The following is a 19,934-nucleotide window of genomic DNA, read 5'->3' as shown; positions in this document are numbered from 1 at the left end:
GTCAGGCCAGCGCCCCGCGCAGCTTCTCCGCCGTGTCCTCGGTCACCGGCTCGCCGTGGCCGCAGCACAGCACCGAGGGCGCCAGCTCCGCCAGCCGCCGCATCGACTCCATGGCCAGCGCCCGGTCCACGTGGAAGACGCCGAAGGTCACCCCCTGCACGGTCGCGACCGTGTCCCCCGTCAACAGCACACCGTGGCACGGGAGATGCACCGCGAGCGAGCCGGGGGTGTGGCCCGGGGTGTGCAGCACCACCGCACCGTCGCCGAAGTCCAGCACCTCGCCGTCCGCGAGCTCCCGGTCCACCTTGGTCGGCGGGGCCTCCGGGACGGTCAGCCCGTGCGCGTACAGCGGCACCTCCCAGTCGAGCAGATCCGGCTCCGGGACCGGGAGTTCACCCCGGATCACCGGGGCGTCCAGCGCGTGCGCCAGGATCTCGCAGCCGTACCGGTCGGCGAGCTCCTGCGCCGCGCCCACGTGGTCGCGGTGACAGTGCGTCAGCACGATGCGGCGGATCCGCGCGGGATCCAGGCCCGCGCCGCGCAGCGCCGCCTCCATCGCGTCCGCCGCGCCCACCCAGCCGGCGTCGACGAGGGTCAGTCCGGAGTCGTCCCGCCACACGTACGCCTGCCCGATGGGCAGCCGCAGCATGGACAGGCGGGGCGTGACCTCGACGAGTTCGACGAGGCCGGCCGGGTCGGCGGGGTCGGGGGAGTGGGGTGCGTGATCCGGAAGCGTCATGGGCCGAACGTAAGCGGCCCCGCCCGTCCGGAGCACGCGAGTACGCTCTGGGCGAGTTACGCCCAGAGCGTCATCCCCACGACAGGGTCGGGATCAACCCCGCTTGGACGCCGCGTAGTTCAGCAGGAAGTGCGCCTCGGCCACCGACAGGCGCTCCAGCTCCTGCGGGGACACCGACTCGTTCACCGCGTGGATCTGCGCCTCCGGCTCGCTCAGGCCGATCAGCAGGATCTCCGACTCCGGGTACAGCGCGGCGAGGGTGTTGCACAGCGGGATCGAGCCGCCCATGCCCGCCGCCTGCATCTCCTCGCCCGGGTACGCGAGCCGCATCGCCTCCGCCATCGAGGTGTACGCCGGGCTCGACGTGTCCGCCTGGAACGCCTGGCCCTGGCCGACCTGCTCCAGCTTCACGCGCGCGTTCCACGGCGTGTGCTTCTCGATGTGCGCGTACAGCAGCTCCGTCGCCTTCGCCGCGTCCTGGCCCGGCGGCACCCGCAGGCTGATCTGCGCGCGGGCGGTCGACGGGATCGACGGCGTGGCCCCGGCGACGGGGTGCGCGTCGATGCCGATCACGGTCACCGCCGGGCGCGCCCAGATCCGGTCCGCGACCGTGCCGACACCCGGCAGGTCCACCCCGTCCAGCACCTTGGCGTCCTTGCGGAAGTCGGCCTCCGGGTACTGCAGGCCCTCCCACACCGCGTCGGCCGGCAGCCCGTCGATGACCGTCGCGCCCGTCTCGTCGCGCAGCGAGTCCAGTACGCGGATGAGCGCGGCGAGCGCGTCCGGCGCCGCACCGCCGAACTGGCCCGAGTGCAGGTTGCCCTGGAGGGTGTCGATGGTCACCCGGATCATCGTCATGCCGCGCAGGGTCGCCGTCACGGTCGGCAGGCCGACCCGGAAGTTGCCCGCGTCGCCGATGACGATGGCGTCCGCGGTGAGCAGCTCCGGGTGCGCCTCCGCGTACCGCTCCAGGCCGCCGGTGCCCTGCTCCTCCGAGCCCTCCACGATCACCTTGACCGAGACCGGGATCCCGCCGTTCGCCTTCAGGGCGCGCAGCGCGAGCAGGTGCATGATGAACCCGCCCTTGCAGTCGGCGGCGCCGCGCCCGTACCAGCGCCCGTCCGCGCGCTCGGTGAGCTCGAACGGCGGGGTCACCCAGTCCGCCTCGACCAGCATCGGCTGCACGTCGTAGTGCGCGTAGAGGAGGACGGTCGGGGCGCCGTCCGGGCCGGGCAGCAGGCCGTACACCGACTGCGTGCCGTCGGGGGTGTCGAGCAGCGCCACGTCCTGGAAGCCCTCGGCGCGCAGCGCGTCCGCCACCCAGTTCGCGGCGCCCTCGCACTCGCTGCGCGGGGCGACGGCCTCGTCCGCTACCGACTGGAAGGCCACCAGCTCCGTCAGCTCCGCCTTGGCGCGGGGCATCAGGGATGCGACGGTCTCGGCGATCGGATTCGCGGTCATGGGCACGCTCCTGGTGGGTGCGACGTTGTGACGTGTGGGCGCGTCGCCGCGTATCGGTTGTACGGGCGAACGTACGGCCGATCCTACGGCGCGGGTCGGCGCGGGGCGGCGCGGTGACGCGTGACTACCGGGTCGTAGGATGCGTGCACAGCAGGAACCACCGGTCGGATCAGGAGCAGAAGCACATCGTGAGCAGCGAGAACGCAGACGCCGGAGCGGCGGAGTCGGGCACGGCCGCGGCGGGATCGACGGGACCGGACGGGGGTCCGGCCATGGTCTGGGACGTGGTCGTCGTGGGTGCCGGCCCCGCCGGAGCCTCCGCGGCGTACGCGGCGGCCGTCGCGGGGCGCCGGGTGCTGCTCCTGGAGAAGGCCGAGCTCCCGCGCTACAAGACCTGCGGCGGAGGCATCATCGGCCCCTCGCGCGACGCCCTGCCCCCCGGCTTCGAACTGCCCCTCCAGGACCGGGTCAAGGCCGTCACCTTCTCCCTCGACGGGCGCTTCACCCGCACCCGCCGCTCGCGCCGCATGCTGTTCGGGCTCATCAACCGGCCCGAGTTCGACGCCCAGCTGGTCGAGCACGCGCAGAAGGCGGGCGCCGAGCTGCGCACCGGAGCCACCGTCAGCCGCGTCGAGCAGCACGGCCCGGCCGTGCCCGACCGGCGCACGGTCGCCGTGGTCCTCGCGGACGGCGAGACCGTCCTCGCGCGCGCCGTCGTCGGCGCCGACGGAAGCGCCGGCCGGATAGGGGCGCACGTCGGCGTGAAGCTGGGCCAGGTGGACCTGGGTCTTGAGGCGGAGATCCCCGTCCCGGCGTCGGTGGCCGAGGACTGGCGGGGCCGCGTGCTCATCGACTGGGGCCCGCTGCCCGGGAGTTACGGCTGGGTCTTCCCCAAGGGCGACACCCTGACCGTCGGCGTCATCTCGGCGCGCGGCGAGGGCGCGGCGACCAAGCGCTATCTGGAGGACTTCGTGGCCCGGCTGGGCCTGGCGGGCTTCGAACCGGCCATCTCCTCCGGGCATCTGACCCGCTGCCGCACGGACGACTCGCCGCTCTCCCGCGGCCGGGTGCTGGTCTGCGGCGACGCGGCCGGTCTGCTCGAACCGTGGACCCGCGAGGGCATCTCCTTCGCGCTGCGCTCCGGCCGGCTCGCCGGCGAGTGGGCGGTGCGGGTCGCCGAGGCGGGCGACGCGGTGGACGCGCGCCGGCAGGCGCTGAACTACGCCTTCGCCATCAAGGCGGGCCTGGGTGTCGAGATGGCCGTGGGCCGCCGGATGCTGGCGCTGTTCGAGCGCCGCCCGGGGCTGCTGCACGCGACCATCACGGGCTTCCGTCCCGCGTGGAACGCGTTCGCCGACATCACGCGCGGCGCGGCCACCCTGGGCGGTCTGGTCCGGGGCAACGGCTTCGCGCGGCGCGCGATCGACCTGCTGGACCGGCGCATGGACACCGCCTCGGGCGTCGGCCCGGCGGGCCGGGGCGTCTCCCGCAAGGACGGGACGCCGGAGCCCGAGGCGGAGGCGGCGGACGTGGCGGGCGTGGCGGGTGCGCCGGAGGCGCCGGACGTGACGGCGGCTGCGGGGGCGACGGACGTGGTGGCCGTGCCCGACGCGGCGGACTCGGTGGTCGTGACGGACGCCGTGGTCGCGAAGGACGTGGTGGCCGAGCCGGATGACGTGAAGCTCGCCGACGCGGCCGAGGGCGCGCCCGATCGGCGTCCCGCCGACGGCGGGCAGGGGCCCGAGGGGGCCTGACGGACGGCCCGGCGGGCGGCCTCGGCCGCTCCCGCCGTGGCGGAGCGTGGGACGAGGGCGGTACGGAGCGGATCCGTGCCGCCCTCGTGGCGTACCGGCGTCACGCCGCGACCGTGATGCGGAAGACCGGGTGGTCGGCGGCGACGGCGGCCAGCTCCTCGTCGGTCGAGTCGGCGGTCACGCCCTGGAAGAACTGGCTGACCTGCCAGCCCCAGCGGCGCAGATACCCGCGCAGCACCTCGGGCTTCTCCGCGTCCGGCACCTCGACGGCGGTGAAGGGGCGGACCTTACGGCCGACCCGCAGCTCGCCGCCGCCGGCCGCCCGCATGTTGCGGACCCACTGGGAGTGCCCGCGCGCCGAGACCAGGTAGCGGGCGTCCCCGTGCTCGTACGGGTTGACGGGGATGCGCTGCATCTCGCCGCTCTTGCGGCCCCGGACGCTGAGCTCGGCCGAGCCGGCGAGGCTGACGCCGTGGCGGGCGAGCCAGCCGATGACGCTGTTGAGGCGGACGGCGAAGGGGCTGCCCTGGAGGTAGTAAGGCTTCGGCGTGGTCATCGCGGGCTCCCGGAGAGTGGTGGACGATCGAGCCGGAGCGATGCTCTGTTCCGTGAGCACTGCTCTCGCTTGACTTCAGTGTGCCTCGCCCGGCGCTCTCATGCAAGAGCACTGCTCTCGTTTCGGTTCGATGCTCCGATTTCGGTGCGGTGCTCTGATTCATGGCAGACTGCTCTCCATGACCACCGTTCAAGGAGCCCGCGCCCGCGCCCGCGTCGAGATCACCGCGGCCATCAAGGACGAGGCCCGGACCCAGCTCGCCGCCGAGGGCGCCGCCAAGCTCTCCTTGCGCGCCGTCGCCCGCGAGCTCGGCATGGTGTCCTCGGCCCTCTACCGCTACTTCCCGAGCCGCGACGACCTCCTGACCGCGCTGATCGTCGACGCCTACGACGCGGTCGGCGCCGCCGCCGAGGGGGCCGACGCCGCAGCCGCGGCCGCCGCGCCCGACGACCACCTGGCCCGCTGGACCGCCGTCTGCCGCGCCGTCCGGGCCTGGGCCCTCGCCCACCCCCACGAGTACGCGCTGATCTACGGCTCCCCGGTGCCCGGCTACACCGCGCCCCAGGACACCATCGGCCCCGCCGCCCGCGTCGGCCTCGTCCTCATCGGGCTGGCCCGGGGCGCCCACCGGGGCCGGGGCGTCGCCCTGCCGCCGCTGCCGGCCGGGCTGCGCCCGGAGGCCGAGCGGCTCGCCGCCGACCTGGCCCCCGACCTGCCGCCCGCCCTCGCCGTCGCCCTCGTCGCCGCCTGGGCCGAGCTCTTCGGGCTGGTTTCGTTCGAGCTGTTCGGCCAGTTCCACAACGTCGTCGAGGACCGGGACGCCTTCTTCGCCGCCTCCGCCGAGCGCCTCGGCCGCGAGGTCGGGCTGCTGCCCGCCCTCTGACCCGCCGCGGGCGAGCCCGTGCGCCCGTACTCCCGGGGGAGTACGGGCGGCCACCCCGCCCGGCGGACGCCCCGCCGCCCCCGGGGCGTCTAGCGTGGCGCCATGGACGCGCACCCGACGAGCACCCCCGGCCACGGCGGCCCGCCGTGGCCGCGCCCGTGGCGGTGGGCCGCCCGGGAACACGGCGGGGGCCTGGCCTGGCGCTCGACGCTCCCGATCACCGTCTTCGTGCTGGTCGGCACCGGTTTCGCCGCCCGCAACCAGCCCGACCGGCTCGCCCTCGACACCCTCGGCCGGGCGCTGCTCCTGCTCGCCTGCGCCCCGCTCCTGGTGCGCCACCGCCACCCCGTCCCGGTGGTGTTCGGCGTGGCGGCGGCCACCCTCGGGTACCTGGCCGCCGGTTACGCGTACGGCCCGGTCTTCGCCGCCGTGGCCGTCGCCTGCTTCGCCGCCGTCGTGCACGGGCACCGCCACGCGGCCTGGTGGGCCCTCGGCCTGCTCTGGGCCGGGCACCTGCTCCTCGCGCACTGGCTCTACCGGTGGCTGCCGCCGCCGGGCGACGGCCCCGCGCCCTGGGGGCAGGAGCTCCCGGTCGCCGCCTTCGCCGTCGCGATCCTCGCCGCCGCCGAGCTGGCCCGGGTGCGGCGCGAGCAGTGGGTGAAAGAGCGCGCCGAACGGGCCGCCGCCGAGCGCCGCAGGGCCGACGAGGAACGCCTGCGGATCGCCCGCGAACTCCACGACGTCCTCGCCCACTCGCTGTCCGTCATCAACGTCCAGGCCGGTGTCGGGCTCGCCCTGCTCGACGCGGACCCCGCCCAGGCCCGTACCGCCCTCACCGCCATCAAGGCGGCGAGCAAGGAGGCGCTCGGCGAGGTGCGGCAGGTGCTCGACACCCTGCGCGCCCCCGGCGACGCGCCCCGCGCCCCGGCCCCCGGCCTCGACCGGCTGCCCGAGCTCGTCGAACAGGCCGCCGCCGCCGGGCTCGCCGTGACCAGCCGGGTGGAGGGGCGGCGGCGGCACCTGCCGCCCGGCACCGAGCTCGCCGCCTTCCGGATCGCGCAGGAGGCGCTGACCAACGTCGTGCGCCACTCCGGCTCGCGCACCGCCGAACTCGTCCTCGGCTACGGGCCGGACGCGCTGACCGTACGGGTCGACGACGCGGGCCCGGCCACCGGCGGCGACGCGGGCGGCAGCGGCAACGGGCTGGCGGGGATGCGGGAGCGGGCCGCCGCGCTCGGTGGCACCATCGAGGCGGGCACCCGGCCCGACGGAGGTTTCCGGGTGCGCGCCACCCTCCCCGTACGTCCCGAGGAGTCCCCGTGATCCGCGTCGTGCTCGCCGACGACCAGTCGCTCGTCCGGGCGGGCTTCCGCGCCCTGCTGGACGCGCAGCCCGACATCGAGGTGGCCGGCGAGGCCGCCGACGGAGAGGAGGCCGTCGCCCGGGTGCGCGAACTGCGCCCGGACGTGGTCCTGATGGACATCCGGATGCCGCACCGGGACGGGCTCGCCGCCACCCGCCTGATCACCGGCGACCCGGGGCTCGGCGCGGTCCGGGTGGTCATGCTGACCACCTTCGAGCTCGACGAGTACGTCTTCGAGGCCATCCGCTCCGGCGCCTCCGGCTTCCTCGTCAAGGACACCGAACCGGAGGAGCTGGTGCGGGCGGTGCGCGCCGTGGTCGACGGCGACGCGCTGCTGTCGCCCGGGGTGACGCGGCGGCTCATCGAGGAGTTCGCCGCCCGGTCCAGGGCGCCGGAGCGCGTCGCCGGTCTGGACGGGCTCACCGAGCGCGAGCGGGAGGTGATGGCCCTGGTCGGCATCGGCCTGTCGAACGACGAGATCGCCCGCCGGCTGGTGGTCAGCCCGCTCACCGCCAAGACGCACGTGAGCCGCACCATGGTGAAGCTCGGCGCCCGCGACCGGGCCCAGCTCGTCGTCCTCGCCTACGAGTCGGGGCTGGTCCGGCCGGGCTGGCTCGGCTGAGGGCGGGGCGGGGGCGGGGCGGGAGCGGGGCGCCGCCCGGGCGCGGGACGGGGCGCGGACTCCGGCCTGGAACCCGGGCTCGGACCCCGGCGCGGGCCCGGGCGTGGACCCCGGCTCGGACCGGGACGTGGACCCCGGCTTGGACCTCCGCTCGGACCCGGGCTCGGGCCCCCGCTCGGACCCGGGCTCGGGCCCCGGCCCGGACCCGGGCTCGGGCCCCGGCCCGGATGCGGGCGCGGACCCCGGCTCGGACCGGGGCACCGCCCGGGGCGCCGCCCGGGGCGCGTCCCGGGGCGCGTCCCAGGGCGTTCAGATCCCCGAGTGCTCCCGCCACAGCCGCGCGAGGGCCGGGTCGCCGGTGACGGTGAGCGTGTCCTGCGGGAGCCGGTTCCACAGCGCGAGGTACAACACCGCCGCGGGGCCGCTCAGTTCGCAGTCGGCGGGGCCCTCGGCGCCCCGTTCGGTGCGCGGCGCCGCCTCGGACAGGTGCACGGTCCACACGGCGTCACCGTCCGTGGTGCGGACCCGCAGGGTGCGCGGCCGGTCGGTGCGGACCCGGCTGCGGTCGCGGGCGTGGAAGCCGCTCAGCAGCTCGTCGATGCCGTCGGCGGCGACGAGCGGGTCCACCGGCCCCGGCGCCGTGGCCAGCGAGGACTCGGCGTCGGCGCGGTGCACGGTGGTCTCGTGGTTCTGCCGCCGGGCCCAGAAGGCGCGCGGCGACGGGGCGGGCAGGAAGGTCCAGCAGTCCAGGTCGTCCGGGGCGGCGCGCAGCGCCCCGACGAGCCGCGCGTGGCTCTCGTGGGCGTACGCGAGGAGCGCGTCGCCGTCCAGCTCCTGCGGCGGCTCCGTGATCCCGGGGCGGAAGGACGGATCGCCGGTGGTCACGAGGTCGGTGGCCCAGCGGTGCACCATGCTGGTGTGCCGCAGCAGGTCGCGCACCCGCCAGTCCGGACAGGTCGGGACCTCGGCGTCGGTGCCGGCCTTCGCGGCGGCGGCCAGGAGGGCGGCGCCCGCCGCGTCGAGCGAGTCGATGTGGGTGTCGGTGCTCAGGGTGTCCATGGGGCGGATTATGGCCCGTCGGGGCGGTGGGCCGGGCCGGATTTTCGCGGCCCAGGCCACCCGGCCGGAGCGGGGCCCGGGCGGGGCCCCGCCTCGGTCAGGCCGGGCCCCGCCGGGTCCGGCAGGCCCCGCGCCGCTCCCTCAACTCGCGCTGTCGGCTCGCGGGTTGCGGGTGACGTAGCCCATGACGGCGGCGCCCGCGGCGAGGACGGCGACGGTGGTGAGGGCCACCGGCAGGGAGGACCACTCGGCGAGGAAGCCGATGGACGGCGGGCCCAGCAGCATCCCGCCGTAGCCGAGGGTGGAGGCGGTGGCGACCCCGCTCGGGCCCGCGAGGGCGCCCGCGCGGGCGACGGCGACGGGGAAGATGTTGGCGAGGCCGAGCCCGGTGACGGCGAAGCCGAGCAGCGCCGCCCAGACGGTCGGGGCGAGCGCGCCGAGCATCATGCCCGCGGCGGCGGTGAGCCCGCCGGCGACGAGGGTGCGGGTCTGGCCGAGCCGTTCGAGCAGGACGGTGCCGGACAGCCGCCCGGCCGTCATGGTGAGTGCGAACAGCGAGTAGCCCGCCGCCGCGACGCCGGGGTGCGCGCCCAGGTCCTGCGAGAGGTGCAGGGCGCCCCAGTCGGCGAGCGCCCCCTCCCCGTATGCCGTGCACAGCGCGATCACGCCGAACACCAGGACGGCGCGGCGGGCCCCGGCGGACGGGCGCCCTGTGGCGGGCCGGGCGGGCAGGCGCTCGGGCGGCGCGGGCGAGGGGTGCCGCAGGAGTACGGGGCCGGCGGCGGCCGTCAGGAGCAGTCCGGCGGCGGTCAGGGCGAGCAGGTGCGCGGTGGGCGAGAGCCCGGCGGCGACGAGCCCGCCGAGCCCGGCGCCGACCATGCCGCCGAGGCTGTAGGCGGCGTGGAAGCTCGGCATGACGGGCCTGCGGAGGGCGGCGACGAGATCGACGGCGGCGCTGTTCATGGCCACGTTGATGCCGCCGTACGCGGCGCCGAACAGCAGCAGGACGAGGCCGAGGGCGAGCGGGCTGCGGGTGAGCGGCGGCAGGGCGAGGGAGAGCGAGAGCAGGACGGCGGTGACGACGGTCACGGTGTGGCTGCCGTAGCGGCGGCAGAGGCGCCCGGTGAGGGTCATCGTGACGACTGCGCCCGCGGACACGCCGAGCAGGGCGAGGCCGAGGTCTCCGGCGGTGGCACCGGTCTGCTGCTTGATGGCCGGGATGCGGACCACCCAGCCGGCGAAGAGGAAGCCGTCGAGGGCGAAGAACAGGGTCAGGGCGGAGCGGAGGCGGGACAGGGGGAGTGAGGCGGTGTCTCCGCCGGGGCCCCCCGATACGGCCGTCCGTACTTTGTTTAGTAGCGGCACAAAGTCAGGATAGGGGGCATCGGGCTCCGGTTTCAAGACGGGTGCGCGGCGCCCCGCGCGGGCCGCGTACCCCGGCCGTTCCCGGGCGCGCGGCGGGCCGCCCCGCGCGCCCGGCCCGCTCGGGAGGCGGCGATACCCGGCCAAAGGGAGGCCGACAGGACCCCGGCACGGACCGATCAGCGGACCGATCATGGGAGACTCGCCCCCATGAACGGCAAGGCGACGACGACCACGCGGACACGGCTGGACAGGGGGCGCGGCGCGCTCGGACCCGCGCTGGAGCTGGTGCACACGGGCCGGGCGCCGACCCGGGCGGTGCTCACCGCCGAGCTCGGCGTGACCCGCGCCACCGCCGGAGCCGTCGCCGCCGAGCTGGAGGCCCTGGGCCTGATCCGGGTCGACTCCAACCCGGGCGCCGCCGCCGGTTCGCAGGGGCGGCCCTCGCACCGCCTGTCCGTCGACGAGAAGGGCCCCGTCGCCCTCGCCGCGCAGGTCCACGCCGACGGCTTCCGCGCCGCCCTGGTCGGCCTCGGCGGCACCCTGGTGGCCACCGCCCCCGGCTGCGTCACCGTCTCCGCCGACCCCGCGCAGGTCCTCGGCGCGGTCGTCGAGGCGGGCGCCGGGCTGCTCCGCGAGACCGGCCGCCGCTGCGTCGGCGCGGGCCTCGCCGCGCCCTCCGCCGTCGCCGAGCCCGAGGGCACCGCCCTCAACCCGCTCCACCTCGCCTGGCCCGCCGGGGCGCCGGTCCGCGAGATCTTCGCCGAGCAGGTCCGCGCGGCCGGCATCGAGGGCCCCGCCTTCACCGGCAACGACGTCAACCTCGCCGCCCTCGCCGAGCACCGCCACGGCGCCGGGCGCGGCGCGAAGGACCTGCTGTGCGTGGCGACCGGCCACCGCGGCGTCGGCGGCGCCCTCGTCCTCGACGGGCGCCTGCACACCGGGAGTTCGGGCCTCGCCCTGGAGGTCGGCCACCTCACCGTCAACCCCGAGGGCCGCCCCTGCCACTGCGGCTCGCGCGGCTGCCTCGACGTCGAGACCGACCCGCTCGCCTTCCTCACCGCCGCCGGCCGCGCCCCCGGACCCGAGGTCTCCCTGCTCCAGCAGGCCCGCGACCTGCTGCGCGACCAGCGCGACGACCCCGGCGTCCGGGTCGCGACGGAGGAGCTGATCGACCGGCTCGGCCTCGGGCTCGCGGGCCTGGTGAACATCCTCAACCCGGACCGGATCATCCTCGGCGGCCTGCACCGCGAACTCCTCAACGCCGACCCCGGCCGCCTCCGCGCCGTCGTCGCCGACCGCAGCCTCTGGGGCCGCAGCGGCGGCGTCCCGATCCTCCCCGCGACCCTGGACCACAACAGCCTGGTCGGCGCCGCCGAACTCGCCTGGCAGCCGGTCCTGGACGACCCGCTGACGGCGCTCGGCGGGGCGTCGGGGGAGTAGGGCGGGGCCCCCGGAGAACCCCCGCCGGACCCCGTGCGTCGGGCCCCGCCGGGCCGGAAAACCGGTGGGGCGGTGCCCGGCGGGTCTGCCACGATCGCCGCATGGGTGTACTGGACGGGGTGGCGAGCAGGCTCGCGGCCGGGGCGGAGGCGGGCTTCCGGCCCACCGGCTCCTCGATGGTCCCGCTGATCCGCAGCAGGCAGCGGGTGCTCGTCGTGCCTGTCGACCCGGCGCGGCTGACCCCCGGCGACATCGTCCTCGCCCGCGTCGCCGGGACGGTGTACCTGCACCTCGTCTCGGCCGTGGACCACGCCAGGCGGCGGGTGCAGATCAGCAACAACCGCGGCCACGTCAACGGCTGGACGGGGCACGCCCGCGTCTTCGGCATCTGCGTCTCGGTCGACGGCGTCCCCCGCCCGGGAGCCGCGGAGAAGGCCCGCCGGGCCACCGCACCGGACGCCGGGGCCTGACCGCGCGGCGATCGGCGGGGGTACGGGAGGGGGCTGTGCCGCGCCGGTACGGGGTGCGGGGCGGGGCCGCCGTGCCTTGTACGGGGTTACGGGGCCGCCGTACCGTGCCGCGCCTGCACGTGTCTGGGGGGCGCCGTACCGTGCCGCGCCCCTGCGGGCTCGTGCCGCCGCGCTCGCACGGGTCCGGGGCGCCGCCTCGCCCGTTCAGTTCAGCCGGTCGGCCGTGCCGCCAGGAGTTCGGCTCCCCTGCGTACCGCCTCGTCCGGGTCCTCGGCCAGTGCGTCCCGTGGGGCGGTGGGCTCGGTGGTCGTCTCCGGGAGGGCGTCGTGGGCGCCCGTCGCCAGCCAGTCGGCCTGCTGGGCGTCCGCCCGGGCCGCCGCGCGGGCGACGAAGCGCAAGGCGTCCGCCGTGCCCGCCCGGGTCAGGGCCTCCGCCGTCGCGCGCGTCACGGCCGTGTCCTCGGGGTCCAGCAGCAGCGCGAGGAGCGCCTCCGCCGCCCGGGGCAGCCCGGCGTACGGGGCCAGGTCGCGCCCGGCCCGTACCCGGGTCGTCCACGCGGGGGCCGAGGCGTCGGCCACGGCCCGGTCCAGGTCGTCCGTCGTCGCTTCCGTCATCCCCGGACCCTCTCACGCCCCGGGCGCCGCCCGTGCCCGAGGCCCCGGAGACGCGCTGGTCGCAGCCCGTGCCGAGGCCCGGGAAAAGCGCTGGTCGCCGCCGTGCGGGGCGCATAGGGTCGCGCCCCATGACCGCACACGACCTTCCGCCGCGCCTCGGCAGCGGCCTCACCTTCCACGGTCCGCTCTCCGAGGACCGGGCCCGCGGGCTCGTGGCCCGGGTCGCGGCGAGTTCGCCCGCGCGTGTGCTCGACATCGGCTGCGGCCAGGGCGAGTTGATGCTGCGGGTCCTGGAGGCCACGCCCGGCGCCACCGGGACCGGCGTCGACATCGACGGCGCCGACCTGGCCCTCGGCCGCGAACGCGCCGCCCGGCGCGGGCTGTCCGAGCGGGTCCGGTACGTCGAGGAGTCCGCGCGTGGCACCACGCGCGAGCCCGCCGACGCGGTGCTGTGCCTCGGCTCGGGCCAGGCCCTGTGCGCGGACGGCACGTACGATCTCGGCCTCGTGCTGCGGGAGTTGCGGCGCCTGGTGCGGCCGGGCGGGCGGGTCGTGCTGGGAGAGGGCTACTGGCGGCGCACCCCCACCGACGCGGAGCTCGCCACGATGTGGCCCGGCGCCCGCGCCGACGACCACCCGTCCCTCGCCGGGCTCGTCGACCTCGCGATCGACGCGGGCTTCCGGCCGCTGTGGACCGAGACGGCGAGCGAGGAGGAGTGGGACGCCTTCGAATCCGGCTACCGCCACGACGCCGAACTCTGGCTCGCCCGCCACCCCCGCCACCCGGAGGCCGCCGCGCTCCGCGCCCGCGTGGACCGCCAGCGCTCGGCCTGGCTCGGCTACCGGGGGCTGCTCGGGATCGCGTACCTGACGCTGGTGCCGGTCGACTGAGAGGCCGGGCCTGCACCGCTCCCGCCCTCCGGGGCCTGCACCGCTCCCGCCTTCCCGGGCCCGCACCGCTCCCGGCCCCCGGTCCCCGCCCGGCTCCCGCTCCCGCCCTCGGGCCCCTTCGCGCCCAGGAGCAGCCGTCGCCCTCTCCGGTACTCCCCGTGGCGTACCGGAGGAGCCGCCGGCCGCACGACGACCCGGAGGGGTCCCTCGGGTGAGTCTCGAAGCATCGACCACCCGAGGAGCTGAGCACCATGAACACCCTCGCCCACGCGGGACCCGGACCCTGGGTCCTCCTCTTCCCGCTCGTCTGGGCGGCGGTGATCGTCACCGTCGTCACCGCCCTGCGCCGTTTCGGCCCGCGCCGCCGCCGCGGCCCTTGGGGCCCGCGCGTCGACGAGCAGTCGCCGATCGCGCTGCTGGGGCACCGTTTCGCCGCCGGTGAGATCGACGAGGACGAGTACTGGCGTCGGCTGACCGTCCTGGAGGAGCAGTTCGGGCGCTCCGCCGGGGAGAAGGGGCGCCGCTCATGAGCGCCACGCCCGCCGTCACGGCCACCGCCACACCCGCCGCCCGCGTCGTCGACGCCGTCAAGGTCTACGGCCGCGGGGACACCGAGGTCAGGGCCCTGGACGGGGTGAGCGTCGACTTCCCGGCCGGCCGCTTCACCGCCATCATGGGGCCCTCCGGCTCCGGCAAGTCCACCCTGATGCACTGCGCCGCCGGGCTCGACACGCTCACCTCCGGCACCGTCCTGATCGGCGACACCGAGCTGTCCGCGCTCGACGACCGGCGGCTCACGCTGCTGCGCCGGGAGCGGATCGGCTTCGTCTTCCAGGCGTTCAACCTGCTGCCGACCCTCACCGTCGCCGAGAACATCACCCTGCCCCTCGACCTCGCGGGCCGCGCCCCCGACCGGGCCCGGGTCGACGCCCTCGTCGACGCGGTCGGCCTCCGCGGCCGGCTGCGCCACCGGCCCGGCGAGCTCTCCGGCGGGCAGCAGCAGCGGGTCGCCGTCGCCCGCGCCTTCGCCGGGGACCCGGACGTCGTCTTCGCCGACGAACCCACCGGCAACCTCGACTCCCGCTCCGGCGAGGAGGTGCTGCGGCTGCTCGGCGACACCGTCCGGCGCACCGGCCGCACGGTCGTGATGGTCACCCACGATCCGGTCGCCGCCTCCCACGCCGACGAGGTCGTCTTCCTCGCCGACGGACGGCTCGTCGACCGGATGCCCGCCCCCACGCCCGGGCGGGTCCTGGACCGGATGAAGGCCCTCGATCCGCGCGAACTCCACGCTCAGGCGGGAGCGCCGCGATGACCGCCGCCGTCACCCTGCGCCTCGGCCTCGCCTCGCTGCGCGCCCGCAGGCGCCGCTTCCTCGGCACCTTCGCCGCCGTCCTGCTCGGCGTCGGCTTCCTCACCGGCACCCTGGTCATGGGCGACACCCTGCGCGCGAGCTTCGGCACCCTGTTCGCCGACGCCAACCGCGGCACCGACGCGGTCGTCCGGGGTGCTGGTGTGGTGACCGTCGCCGGGGAGGCGCAGGGAGCCCGGCGGCCCGTCGACGCGGCCCTCGCCGAACGGCTGGCCCGGGTGCCCGGCGTCGCCGCCGCCGTCCCCCGCATCGAGGGCGCCGGGCAGCTCGTCGGCGCCGACGGCCGCCCGGTCGGCGGCAAGGGGCCGCCCACCCTCGCCGGCTACTGGATCCCGGACCCCGAGCTCAACCCGTACGCCGTGGTCGCCGGGCGCGCCCCGGAGCGCGCCGGGGAGGCCGTCGTCAACCGCGGCGCGGCCGAGGCGGGCGGGCTGCGGATCGGCTCCACCACCGTGCTGCGCACCCCCGAACCGCTGCGGGTGACCGTCGTCGGCCTCGCCACCTTCGGCGGGGCGGACGGCATGGGGCAGGTCACCTACACGGGGCTGACCCGCGCGGACGCCGAGAAGTACCTCACGCCGAAGCCCGGCCAGGCCACCGACATCCTCGTCCGGGCCGGTCCCGGCACCTCCCAGCGGGCGCTCGTCGACGCGCTGGGACCCGTACTCCCGGCGGGGACCGAGGCCGTGACCGGGCAGCAGGCGGCCGAGGAGAGCAACACGGCGGTCTCCGGCCGCTTCCTCGACCTGTTCACCACCTTCCTGCTGGTGTTCAGCGGGGTGGCGCTGCTGGTCTCGGTGTTCACCATCCACAACACCTTCGCGATCGTCGTCGCCCAGCGGACCCGCGAGAACGCGCTGCTGCGCGCCCTCGGCGCCGGGCGCCGCCAGGTCGTCACCATGACGCTCGCCGAGGCGCTCGCCGTCGCCGTCCTCGCCTCCGGCGCCGGGCTGCTCGCCGGGATCGGCGTCGCGGCCGGGCTCCAGGCGCTGTTCCCCGCGCTCGGCTTCCCCTTCCCGGAGGGCGCGCTGGTGGTGGAGGCGGGCTCCCTCGCGCTGCCGTTCGGTGTAGGGATCGCCGTCTGCGCCGGTTCCGCGCTGCTGCCCGCCGTGCGCGCCGGGCGCACCGCCCCGCTCGCCGCGCTGCGCGAGACGGCGGTGGACGCCTCCGGGGCCTCCCGCGCCCGGACCGCGACGGGCGCCGGACTGCTCGCCCTGGCCGTGGGCCTGGCCCTGGCCGGGGTGCTGGGCACGCCGTCGCTGTGGCTCGCGGGGGCCGGGGCGGTGCTCGCCCTCGCCGCCTTCGTGGTCCTCGGCCCGCCGGCCGCCACGCTCGCGGTACGGGTCCTGGGCGCCCCGCTGCGCGGCGTGGACCACCGGCTCGCGCGCCGCAACGCGCTGCGCAGCCCCCGGCGCACGGCGGCCACGGCGACGGCGCTGATGACCGGGGTGGCCGTGGTCGCGCTCTTCACCGTCTTCGGCGCCTCGCTGAAGGCGACGATGGACCGGACGGTCTCCCGCTCCTTCGCCGGGGACGTCGCCGTCGCCGCGCCGTCCTTCGGGGCGGGCGGCAGCGGGCTGAGCCCCCGGCTCGCGCCCGCGATCGCGGCGCTGCCCGAGGTCGGGAGCGCGGTGGGACTGGGCCAGGGCGTCGCGGAGGTGGACGGCCGGGGCCGGGCCCTGACCGTCGCCGACCCGGCGGCGCTGGCCCGCGCCTTCGACCTGGGGACGGTACGGGGCTCCCTGGCCGGGCTCGGCACGGACGGTCTCGCGGTGGCGGCGGCCGAGGCGGAGCGGTACGGGCTGGCACCCGGGCGCCCGGCCGAACTCGCCTTCGCTGACGGCACCAGGGCGACCTTCACGGTGCGGGCCGTGTACGAGCGTGCCGACCTCGCCGGGGACTACGTCCTCAGCCGGGCCGCCTGGGCGCCGCACCGCACCCAGGACGCGGACCGGCTGGTGGCCGTCACGTTCCGGGACGGGGTCGCGGCGGAGGCGGGCAAGGCGGCGGTGGAGCGGGTCGCGGCGCGCTTCGGCGGCCCGGAGGTGCAGACCAGGGCGGAGTACGCGGAGAGTTCGGCGGCGGGCATCGACATGATGCTGACGCTGGTCTACGCGCTGCTCGCGCTGGCGGTGCTGATCGCCCTGCTCGGGATCGCGAACACGCTCACGCTCGCCGTCCACGAGCGGACCCGGGAGCTGGGCCTGCTGCGGGCGGTCGGCCAGACCCGCGCCCAGCTGCGGGCGACGGTCCGCTGGGAGTCGGTCCTGATCGCCGCGTTCGGCACGGCGGGCGGGCTGCTCCTCGGCGGCTTCCTCGGCTGGGTGCTGGTCCGCGCCTCGGGCGGCGCGGACGACGGCTCCTTCGTGCTCGCCCTGCCGCCGGTGCGGCTCGCGGCGGTCGCCGCGGTCGGCCTCGCCGCCGGCGTCACGGCCGCCTGGCGCCCGGCCCGCCGGGCCGCCCGCCTGGACGTGCTGCGGGCGATCGCCACGGAGTGACGGGGGCGGCGGCGCCGAGCCCGGGGGAGGCGACCCCCGGGCTCAGCGCACCAGCGCCGGGGACTGCAGCGGCCCCGTCGTCGTCGCCCCGTACACGACGTGGGAGCGCGGGGTGTCCGCGAGCGGGGAGGGCGGGGCCTGGAGGGTGAACCAGACGACCTTCCCCGAGGCCCCCTGCGGGCGGACGCCCCAGCTCTCGCTCATCGCCTCGATGATGGCGAGGCCGCGGCCCGAGGTCGCGAACTCGGCGTCCACGTCCGGGGGTTCGGTCACGTCCGGGATCCGGGGATCGTGGTCCCGGACCGAGACGGTGAGCCGGTCGAGCAGCAGCTCGACCTCGACGGTGCACGTCTTGTCGGGCTCGGCGTGCCGGTGGACGTTGGTCAGCAGCTCGGTGACACCGAGCTCGGCGAGATCGACCAACGCGTCGAGCTGCCAGTGGCGCAACTGCGCCGAAACGATTCTGCGGACCTGACCGATCCGCGACGGCAGGGCCTGGAGCTCCACCGTGCAGTACCTGCTGGGCTCGCTGATCACGGCTGCGACTCCCCGAAATGAGGTCCGGAAGAAGACGGAGATTCGGATCTGTCATGCGGTGTGGCAGGACGGTGGGCCGGCTCGCAGCGTCACCGCCGGTAAACCCTGGGTGAGATGGTTCCCAGCCTGGACCAGTGGTGACGGGGCCGCAACTCGCGGCGACTCGCCGCAGGTCAGGGACGGATCGAAGCCCGGATCAGGGGTGAGGGTCCGCCTTCCGGAGGACGTCCAGGAGACGCCCGGAGGCCGACATCCCGGAGATCCGGTAGCGCGTGCCGTTCACCGTCGCGACCGCCTCGTCGGACTTCGCGAACCAGGGGCGGCCCGCGCGGACCGTGTCCACCGGCGCGCTGTCGATCTCGCTCCCGTAACTGGTCAGCAGCGACAGCCGGCCGTCCTCGACGCGGACCTCGCCCGCGCGGGTCAGCGACCTGGGCCAGCGGTCGATCCGTACCCCCGTGGCCGTGAACTCGGGCTCCGTCATCTCGCTCCGCCCCCTTCGCGCAGGCACTCCGCTCCCAGTGTGCCGGGCCGCCGCCCCCGGCACCAGCAGGCCCCCGGAACGGCCGCCGGACCGCCCCTCGCGCGGCCGTCTGCAAGGCACTCCTATGGACTCCCAAAGCGAACGTTTGCCCAGGTGAGAGCGGTATCGTCGGTCAGTGGGGCACGTTGCCCACCGGCACGAGGAGAGGCGCACATGACCAGCACCGACGACATCGCGCGCGACGCCGCCACCACCATCGACGTGGACCGCAGCGACCCCGGCTACCGGTCCTGGCTCAAGGAGGCCGTGCGCAAGGTGCACGCCGACGCGAACCGCTCGGCCGACACCCACCTGCTGCGCTTCCCGCTGCCCGAGAGCTGGGGCATCGACCTCTACCTCAAGGACGAGTCGACCCACCCCACCGGCAGCCTCAAGCACCGGCTGGCCCGCTCGCTCTTCCTCTACGGCCTGTGCAACGGCTGGATCCGCCCGGGCGCCCCGGTCATCGAGGCGTCCAGCGGCTCGACCGCCGTCTCCGAGGCGTACTTCGCCAAGCTGATCGGCGTCCCGTTCATCGCCGTCATGCCCCGCACCACCAGCCCCGAGAAGTGCCGCCTGATCGAATTCCACGGCGGGCAGTGCCACTTCGTCGACGACTCGCGCACGATGTACGACGAGGCCGCCGCGCTCGCCGAGCGCACCGGCGGGCACTACATGGACCAGTTCACCTACGCCGAGCGGGCCACCGACTGGCGCGGCAACAACAACATCGCCGAATCGATCTACCAGCAGCTCAAGCTGGAGCGGTACCCCGAGCCCGCCTGGATCGTCGCCACGGCCGGCACCGGCGGCACCTCGGCCACCATCGCCCGCTACGTGCACTACATGCAGCACGACACCCGGGTCTGCGTCGCCGACCCGGAGAACTCCTGTTTCTTCGACGGCTGGACCCACCACGACCCCGACGCCAGCGCCGACTGCGGCTCGCGGATCGAGGGCATCGGCCGGCCCCGCATGGAGCCCAGCTTCGTGCCCGGCGCCATCGACCGCATGATGAAGGTGCCCGACGCGGCGAGCGTGGCCGCCGTCCGCGCCCTGGAGACGGCCATCGGGCGCAAGGCGGGCGGCTCCACCGGCACCGGCCTGTGGAGCGCGCTGAAGATCGTCGCCCAGATGGTCGCCGAGAAGCGCACCGGCAGCGTCGTCACCCTGATCTGCGACCCGGGCGAGCGCTACCTCGACAAGTACTACTCGGACGCCTGGCTCGCCGAGCAGGGCCTCGACATCGCCCCGTACGCGGCGACTATCCAGCGCTTCCTGGAGACGGGTGTCTGGCCGGAGTGAGCCGCCGCTCCAGGCCGCGCATCGCGTCCCGGAAGGACTTGCCGACACCGGGCCGGGCCAGCCGCATCGCCAGCCGGCAGGCGCCGTTGCCGTCGACGGCCATGGTCCAGCGCACGTGCGTGCCGTCCGCCGTGGGGGAGAGCACCCACTCCTCCAGGAGCGCGGAGAGGCCGGGGACGTTCGTCTCGTCGACCCGGTAGGCGTAGCGGGCGGCGGGGTCGGTCGCGAGGATCGTCTCGTGGAAGACCACCCCGCCCCTGAGCCGCACCGTCCGGCCCGCGCCGCCGCCGGTCGGTGTGGCCAAGGCGACGGCGGGGAACCACGCGGGGGTGCTGGCCACCTCCACCGCCAGCGAGCGGTAGACCGCCGCCGGCGGGGCGGCGACCGCCGTGGTGAACACCAGGCGCAGCGGGGCGGACGCGGCGAAGCCGAGCTCCACCGGCCTCAGTCGGTGTGCCATGGGTCGTACCTCCCGTCGGGGAT

General features: G+C 76.2%; 20 protein-coding genes. 11 read left to right on the top strand and 9 right to left on the bottom strand.

Annotated elements, in window-relative coordinates; genetic code table 11:
• Position 1: 1 nt before the first annotated feature.
• Together AB0C99_RS19420 and AB0C99_RS19415 are read right to left on the bottom strand one after the other, a co-directional pair.
• A complete protein-coding gene (locus AB0C99_RS19420; protein WP_362476406.1) occupies positions 2–739 on the bottom strand; it encodes an MBL fold metallo-hydrolase in 738 nt (245 codons plus the stop codon).
• A gap of 93 nt (positions 740–832) precedes the next feature.
• A complete protein-coding gene (locus AB0C99_RS19415; RefSeq protein WP_362476404.1) occupies positions 833–2,200 on the bottom strand; it encodes a dipeptidase in 1,368 nt (455 codons plus the stop codon).
• Between the two features lie 143 nt (positions 2,201–2,343).
• Between AB0C99_RS19415 and AB0C99_RS19410 the strand changes: the two genes are divergently transcribed.
• Positions 2,344–3,954, top strand: a complete 1,611-nt coding sequence (locus tag AB0C99_RS19410) for a geranylgeranyl reductase family protein (protein WP_362476402.1) — start codon at positions 2,344–2,346, stop codon at positions 3,952–3,954.
• A gap of 100 nt (positions 3,955–4,054) precedes the next feature.
• On the opposite strand, the gene AB0C99_RS19405 is transcribed toward AB0C99_RS19410, so the two are convergent.
• A complete protein-coding gene (locus AB0C99_RS19405; RefSeq protein ID WP_362476400.1) occupies positions 4,055–4,510 on the bottom strand; it encodes a nitroreductase family deazaflavin-dependent oxidoreductase in 456 nt (151 codons plus the stop codon).
• A 178-nt stretch (positions 4,511–4,688) separates the two neighbouring features.
• Here AB0C99_RS19405 and AB0C99_RS19400 point away from each other — a divergent pair, with 178 nt between their 5' ends.
• The 3 genes from AB0C99_RS19400 (at position 4,689) to AB0C99_RS19390 (ending at position 7,378) form a co-directional block, all read left to right on the top strand.
• Complete coding sequence (locus tag AB0C99_RS19400) at positions 4,689–5,393, top strand: TetR/AcrR family transcriptional regulator (RefSeq protein ID WP_362476398.1); 705 nt, start codon at positions 4,689–4,691, stop codon at positions 5,391–5,393.
• Between the two features lie 102 nt (positions 5,394–5,495).
• Positions 5,496–6,716: a sensor histidine kinase gene (locus AB0C99_RS19395; protein ID WP_362476396.1), complete on the top strand. Its 1,221-nt coding sequence runs from the start codon at positions 5,496–5,498 to the stop codon at positions 6,714–6,716.
• Entirely contained in the window at positions 6,713–7,378 is a 666-nt protein-coding gene (locus AB0C99_RS19390; protein WP_362476394.1) for a response regulator transcription factor, read from the top strand. The genes AB0C99_RS19395 and AB0C99_RS19390 overlap by 4 nt, the downstream gene beginning before the upstream one ends.
• A 309-nt stretch (positions 7,379–7,687) precedes the next feature.
• Here AB0C99_RS19390 and AB0C99_RS19385 read toward each other — a convergent pair whose 3' ends face one another.
• Both AB0C99_RS19385 and AB0C99_RS19380 read right to left on the bottom strand, forming a co-directional pair.
• Entirely contained in the window at positions 7,688–8,437 is a 750-nt protein-coding gene (locus AB0C99_RS19385) for a maleylpyruvate isomerase family mycothiol-dependent enzyme (RefSeq protein ID WP_362476392.1), read from the bottom strand.
• A gap of 141 nt (positions 8,438–8,578) precedes the next feature.
• Positions 8,579–9,802 carry an MFS transporter gene (locus AB0C99_RS19380; protein WP_362476390.1) on the bottom strand — a complete coding sequence of 408 codons (1,224 nt, stop codon included), beginning with the start codon at positions 9,800–9,802 and terminating at the stop codon, positions 8,579–8,581.
• 207 nt (positions 9,803–10,009) lie between these two features.
• Between AB0C99_RS19380 and AB0C99_RS19375 the strand changes: the two genes are divergently transcribed.
• Both AB0C99_RS19375 and AB0C99_RS19370 read left to right on the top strand, forming a co-directional pair.
• Positions 10,010–11,242 (top strand): ROK family protein, encoded by a 1,233-nt coding sequence (locus AB0C99_RS19375; RefSeq protein WP_362476388.1) that lies wholly within the window; start codon positions 10,010–10,012, stop codon positions 11,240–11,242.
• A gap of 101 nt (positions 11,243–11,343) precedes the next feature.
• Positions 11,344–11,712 (top strand): S26 family signal peptidase, encoded by a 369-nt coding sequence (locus tag AB0C99_RS19370; protein WP_362476386.1) that lies wholly within the window; start codon positions 11,344–11,346, stop codon positions 11,710–11,712.
• A 209-nt stretch (positions 11,713–11,921) separates the two neighbouring features.
• Here AB0C99_RS19370 and AB0C99_RS19365 read toward each other — a convergent pair whose 3' ends face one another.
• Positions 11,922–12,326 (bottom strand): hypothetical protein, encoded by a 405-nt coding sequence (locus tag AB0C99_RS19365; protein WP_362476384.1) that lies wholly within the window; start codon positions 12,324–12,326, stop codon positions 11,922–11,924.
• A 128-nt stretch (positions 12,327–12,454) separates the two neighbouring features.
• Between AB0C99_RS19365 and AB0C99_RS19360 the strand changes: the two genes are divergently transcribed.
• The 4 genes from AB0C99_RS19360 to AB0C99_RS19345 all read left to right on the top strand — a co-directional run bounded on the left by AB0C99_RS19360 (position 12,455) and on the right by AB0C99_RS19345 (position 17,086).
• The gene (locus AB0C99_RS19360; RefSeq protein WP_362476382.1) at positions 12,455–13,216 is read left to right on the top strand and encodes a methyltransferase domain-containing protein; all 762 of its coding nucleotides are present in this window, start codon (positions 12,455–12,457) and stop codon (positions 13,214–13,216) included.
• A gap of 251 nt (positions 13,217–13,467) precedes the next feature.
• On the top strand, positions 13,468–13,746 hold the full coding sequence (locus tag AB0C99_RS19355) for an SHOCT domain-containing protein (RefSeq protein ID WP_362476380.1): 279 nt from the start codon (positions 13,468–13,470) through the stop codon (positions 13,744–13,746).
• Positions 13,743–14,531: an ABC transporter ATP-binding protein gene (locus tag AB0C99_RS19350; RefSeq protein ID WP_362476378.1), complete on the top strand. Its 789-nt coding sequence runs from the start codon at positions 13,743–13,745 to the stop codon at positions 14,529–14,531. The genes AB0C99_RS19355 and AB0C99_RS19350 overlap by 4 nt, the downstream gene beginning before the upstream one ends.
• On the top strand, positions 14,528–17,086 hold the full coding sequence (locus AB0C99_RS19345; RefSeq protein ID WP_362476376.1) for an FtsX-like permease family protein: 2,559 nt from the start codon (positions 14,528–14,530) through the stop codon (positions 17,084–17,086). The genes AB0C99_RS19350 and AB0C99_RS19345 overlap by 4 nt, the downstream gene beginning before the upstream one ends.
• 42 nt (positions 17,087–17,128) lie before the next feature.
• On the opposite strand, the gene AB0C99_RS19340 is transcribed toward AB0C99_RS19345, so the two are convergent.
• Both AB0C99_RS19340 and AB0C99_RS19335 read right to left on the bottom strand, forming a co-directional pair.
• Positions 17,129–17,623: an ATP-binding protein gene (locus AB0C99_RS19340; protein ID WP_362476374.1), complete on the bottom strand. Its 495-nt coding sequence runs from the start codon at positions 17,621–17,623 to the stop codon at positions 17,129–17,131.
• A gap of 196 nt (positions 17,624–17,819) precedes the next feature.
• Entirely contained in the window at positions 17,820–18,107 is a 288-nt protein-coding gene (locus AB0C99_RS19335; RefSeq protein WP_362476373.1) for a hypothetical protein, read from the bottom strand.
• Between the two features lie 213 nt (positions 18,108–18,320).
• Here AB0C99_RS19335 and AB0C99_RS19330 point away from each other — a divergent pair, with 213 nt between their 5' ends.
• Complete coding sequence (locus tag AB0C99_RS19330) at positions 18,321–19,451, top strand: PLP-dependent cysteine synthase family protein (RefSeq protein WP_362476371.1); 1,131 nt, start codon at positions 18,321–18,323, stop codon at positions 19,449–19,451.
• Here the strand turns inward: AB0C99_RS19330 and AB0C99_RS19325 are convergent.
• A complete protein-coding gene (locus AB0C99_RS19325; protein WP_362476369.1) occupies positions 19,411–19,911 on the bottom strand; it encodes an SRPBCC family protein in 501 nt (166 codons plus the stop codon). The two genes, AB0C99_RS19330 and AB0C99_RS19325, sit on opposite strands and share 41 nt — an antisense overlap.
• Between the last annotated feature and the right edge of the window lie 23 nt (positions 19,912–19,934).

This window comes from Streptomyces sp. NPDC048659 (assembly GCF_040650575.1).
Taxonomy (GTDB): Bacteria; Actinomycetota; Actinomycetes; order Streptomycetales; family Streptomycetaceae; genus Streptomyces.
The sequence above is the reverse complement of the archived record's forward strand: the minus strand, read 5'-3'. Positions and strand labels throughout refer to the sequence as shown.